We start from the raw sequence: 4,130 nt of genomic DNA on the forward strand, positions 1-4,130 counted from the left end.
CTCGAAGATCATCATGGAGCCGACTTCTCCCGTCGCCTGCTCGGACCTGGGCAGGCTGAAACCACCGATGTCGAAACTGGCGTTGAGATTGTTGTTGGTAGCCGATCCGACGTTCTCGATCAATACGCGGCTGTGGTTGGTATCCGTCTGGTACTCGATGACATAGCCGGTCTTGATTCCGCTGACCACAGCGGTGTCGCCGCTGAGATCGATGGAAAGGCCCGTGACCAGTTGTCCGGCGGAATCACGAACGACGACCGAACTGATATTGATCGCCGTATTGTTTTGCAGGTTGTCCACATAGGCGTCGCCAGTCGCCAGCACCGTCGTAAAGGCACTGATCTTGAGGGTGGCGGCTTTGTTGGGCTGCAATTGCGCGATGGTGAAAGACGCCTCAGTGGTGCCGAGAAGGCCGGTGAAATCGATGTTCGATTCTTCGTCGGCCTCGTTCTGATCGAGATTGGGAACCGTATCGTCGGTGTTGGCGCCGGTCACGAAGGTGAAGTACATCCCCTCGCCGGGGTTCTTGGCATTGGGCGGGTCGATCATCTGGTTGTTGGTGCCAATGGTCGTGAGTCCGCCTCCCAGACTGGTATTGACTGTGTCGCCGGTGTTGATGTTGGCTCCGGTCGATTCATTCGCTGGATTCTTGCCAGTCACGACGATCGCGGCGCTTGCATCGCCGAACATCGCGAACAGGTTCTGGCCTGAAGGCACATTCGCAAATGAAAACGCGCTGGACGAAGCGACCGACACAAATATCTTGTCCGCAAGGTTGACGGCGTCGTCGGGGTTCGAGGCATCCGGGTTCGATATCGCTTCATACTGGACCGTCCAGAGCTTGGCGCCCGTCACCGGGCTTCCCGTTTCCTCCAGGTAGGCCGCGAACACGACGACACCGGCGGCGGTCTTCCCGTAGACGACGTTGTTGTTGGTCGTGTCGGTGAACAGGAAGATGTCTTCGCCGTCGGTGGTATCGAGGCCGCTGTCGAAACCATTGAGCAAGGCGCCGTTCGCGTCCGTAAATGAAACATCGGTGACCGTGCCGGATACGCTGAATGTGAATGCGTTGGTGCCGGTATTGGTGCCGTCATAACCGCTCAGCGCGGCGTTGATGGCGGTTCCCACACTCTGCGCCGCCAGCCGGCTGCTGAAGGCCGTCGGCAACGAGCTTACGGAAATGTCATTGTCGTTACTGTCCCCCGCAACAGCGGGAGCAGTCGCAAGGTTCTGCAAAGTGGCGGATTCGTCAAGAGTAACGGTCGAGCCGGCCGTCATATTCAACGCAGGCATAAACACCTCCATGATCGGAAATTTCGCCGATGGGAGCAGTGCAACTTCGGGGAAGGCGCTGCCCGTCAACCAAATCGACAAGAGATCGATGCTGAACCGCCAGCCTGTGCCCTGTCCATAGGCTGAAAGTTGTCACCCAAAGGATGACGCGCAGACCGACGGACGGCCACTGCGCGTCAGGAGTGCCCGTCCACCCGCATCTGGAAGAGAAAGTAGGGCGGTATGCAGGCCCCGCGGCCTTCGGGTTGGCCCTCGGCCTGCGCACAGATGAAGTCGTCGCGGCAGGGCTGCTGCGCCGAGCAGCTGCGCAGCTTGCCGGGCCGCGTGTGCTTGCCCAGGCATTCGCCGAAGGGCCTGTTCGCCGCCAGGCACTGGTTGAAGTCGCTGAGGATGGCGATGCCACCGCAGGTGCCGTTCTTGTCCTGCGGATCGCACGGGCCCGAGCACATGCCGCCGGGAAAGCCGACCGAGGTTTTCTCGCACACGGAGGACGCGCCTTCGCAGGCAACGCGCGGCAGTTTTTCGGCGCGGTCCAGCCATGGGTTGGCCGACTGCGTGATGCGGGTGGGCTCGCAGCTTGCACCGACCGTGGCTTTCTCAGGTGCGGCGTCCGTGCCGTCCGGTTCGGCCAGCGGCCGGAACGGATCGGGCAGAGGCGCGGACAGCGCGGCGTGCACATAGCGGCCGCGCCGCGCCAGTTCGTCCTGCAGGTGCGGCGAGTGCGGCAGTGCCAGCGCATTGCCCGCTGTGAAGGTGCGCGATGCGCCGCGCCGGTCGACGCCGAGCAGGTGGAAGCCCGCGACCGCGCGGCTCTGGTGGCAGCCCATGCAGCTGAGGTCATCGAGGCGGCGCAGCAGCGCCTGCGGCGATTGCAGCGTGCGGCTGCCGGGCACGGCCTGCCATTCGCCGGGCGGGAAGACTTGTGCGAACGGCCGGTTCGCGAGCCGCGCGAGGCCGCGCGGCGCCACCGAGATGGCTTCGGTCGCCAGGAACTTCTCGGGGATTTGCAGGGTGGCCTCGTCCAGCGCGCGCAGGTTGGCGGGCTGCTGCAGCCACTGCCGCAGCTCCTTGCGCAGTGGGGCACTGGCCTTGAGCCGCGCGACATCGGGAGTGTTCTCGAGCGGCGCCATGTCGAAGCGCCGCGCGCCGGCATTCCAGCGGAAGGCGCGCAGCATGTACTCCGCATGGCCGCCGAGATCGGGCCGTACGGCCGAGGGCCAGCGCACGCTCTGCAGGTTGATGGTGATCTGTGCGATGCGTGCGGGCGCGAGGCGCTGCGGCGCCAGCGGCCCGCCGGCCGACACCAGCCAGCGGCCGAGCGCCTCGTCCGGCATCGAGGGCTGCGGCGGCTGCCAGCGCCGTGCGGTGCTCGCGCAACTGCCGTCGGCGTCAGGGGCATCGCCGCGCAGTTCCACGTTGACGGTCATCGGCAGGCGCGACTGCATCGCGGCGGTGCGGTAGGCGAGCCGGTACACCAGCCGCGTCTCGCCGCAGGCGCCGCCCTGGAAGGGCCGGCGGTCCATGCGGTTGGCGACGCCCACCAACTCGAAGAATGCGTCGGGGCTCGCGAGCCAGCGCGCATCGAACAGCCGGTGCGGGTAGCGCGCAATGCCGACGCCGGCCTGCGGATCGCTGCGCCTGATGCGCGCGAGGCTGTCGCCGAGCGGCGTGGCGATCGATTGCCACGCCGGCGCGCGCATCAGCGCCTGGTTGCTCGTGATGCCGTCGGCCGAAGCGGGTGCTTGGCCGATCCAGCGGGCGAAGCTGGCGCCGGATTTCTCGGCGGCCTGCAGGGCGGCCGGCGAGGTGACGAGCAGCACGGGGTCTGCCGCGCGCACAACGGGCGCGGCGAGGGCGAGTGCCAGCGCGAGGCCGGCGGGCAGGCAGTGTTCGAGGAGCGGCACGCAGGCGATTGTGCCGCGCCGCTCACGCGAAGACTTTCTCGGCGAAGGGTTCCGCTTCGGGCAATGCGAGCGAGGCCAGCGGCCGTGTTCCATCACGATGACGCGATCGGCAATCTGCTCCACCGCGGCCAGGTCGTGGCTGATGAACAGGCAGGCGAAGCCGTGGTGCGCCTGCAGGTTCTGGAACAGGCGAAGCACCTGGGCCTGGATGGTCATGTCGAGGGCCGAGACGGGCTCGTCCGCCACCACGAAAGCCGGGCGCCTGACCAGGGCGCGCGCAATCGCCACCCGCTGGCGCTGGCCGCCGGAGAGTTCGTGGGGATAGCGTGCAGCCCAGCTGGTCGAGACCCACTTCGTCGAGCGTTTCATGCACACGGCGCGCACGCGCCGAAGCATCGAGTTCGGGCACATGGGCGTGCTGGGCGATTGAGTTCGGCACATGCCGCCCTGCGAGGCGAGAGGAGCGGGCAGGGCGATCAGGCGGGTCTGGGCATCAATGTCGGCACGCCGCAGTGCAGCAGTTCGCCTCGCCCGGGCATCGGCCGAAAGCCATCGTCGCGGCTCCATACGACCTCGCCGCGGCTGAGCGTGACGCCGGGCCACGCCTGGAGCGTCATGCCTTCGTAGGGGGTGTAGTCGACCTCGTGATGCAGCTGCTCGTTCTTCAGGACGAACTCGCGCTGGTCCCAGATCACGAGGTCGGCGTCGGCGCCGATCGCGATCGTGCCCTTTCGGGGATGCAGGCCGTAGGCCTTGGCCGGTCCGGTGGCGGTGAGGTCGACGAAGCGGTGCGGCGTCATGCGCCCGGCCAGCACGCCTTCGGACCACAGCAGCGCCATGCGCGTCTCGATCCCGGGGATGCCATTGGGGATGTGGCGGAACGCCACCTCCTCGCCACCGGGCTTCTTGCCCTCGGCTGCGTCGTACTTGAAG

1 protein-coding gene and 2 pseudogenes are annotated in these 4,130 nt (G+C 66.5%); all 3 read right to left on the reverse strand.

Going from position 1 to position 4,130, the window contains the following annotated elements:
- Positions 1-1,374, reverse strand: a pseudogene (locus tag EJO66_RS32125) (flagellar basal body L-ring protein FlgH); the annotation flags it as partial.
- Between the two features lie 1,901 nt (positions 1,375-3,275).
- Positions 3,276-3,582, reverse strand: a pseudogene (locus EJO66_RS32135) (ATP-binding cassette domain-containing protein); the annotation flags it as partial.
- 91 nt (positions 3,583-3,673) lie between these two features.
- Positions 3,674-4,130: amidohydrolase family protein (locus EJO66_RS32140; protein ID WP_164547975.1), on the reverse strand; the 457-nt coding region annotated here is incomplete at its 5' end.

The sequence above is a fragment of the Variovorax beijingensis genome (genome assembly GCF_003951285.1).
In the GTDB taxonomy this organism is placed as follows: domain Bacteria; phylum Pseudomonadota; class Gammaproteobacteria; order Burkholderiales; family Burkholderiaceae_C; genus Variovorax; species Variovorax beijingensis.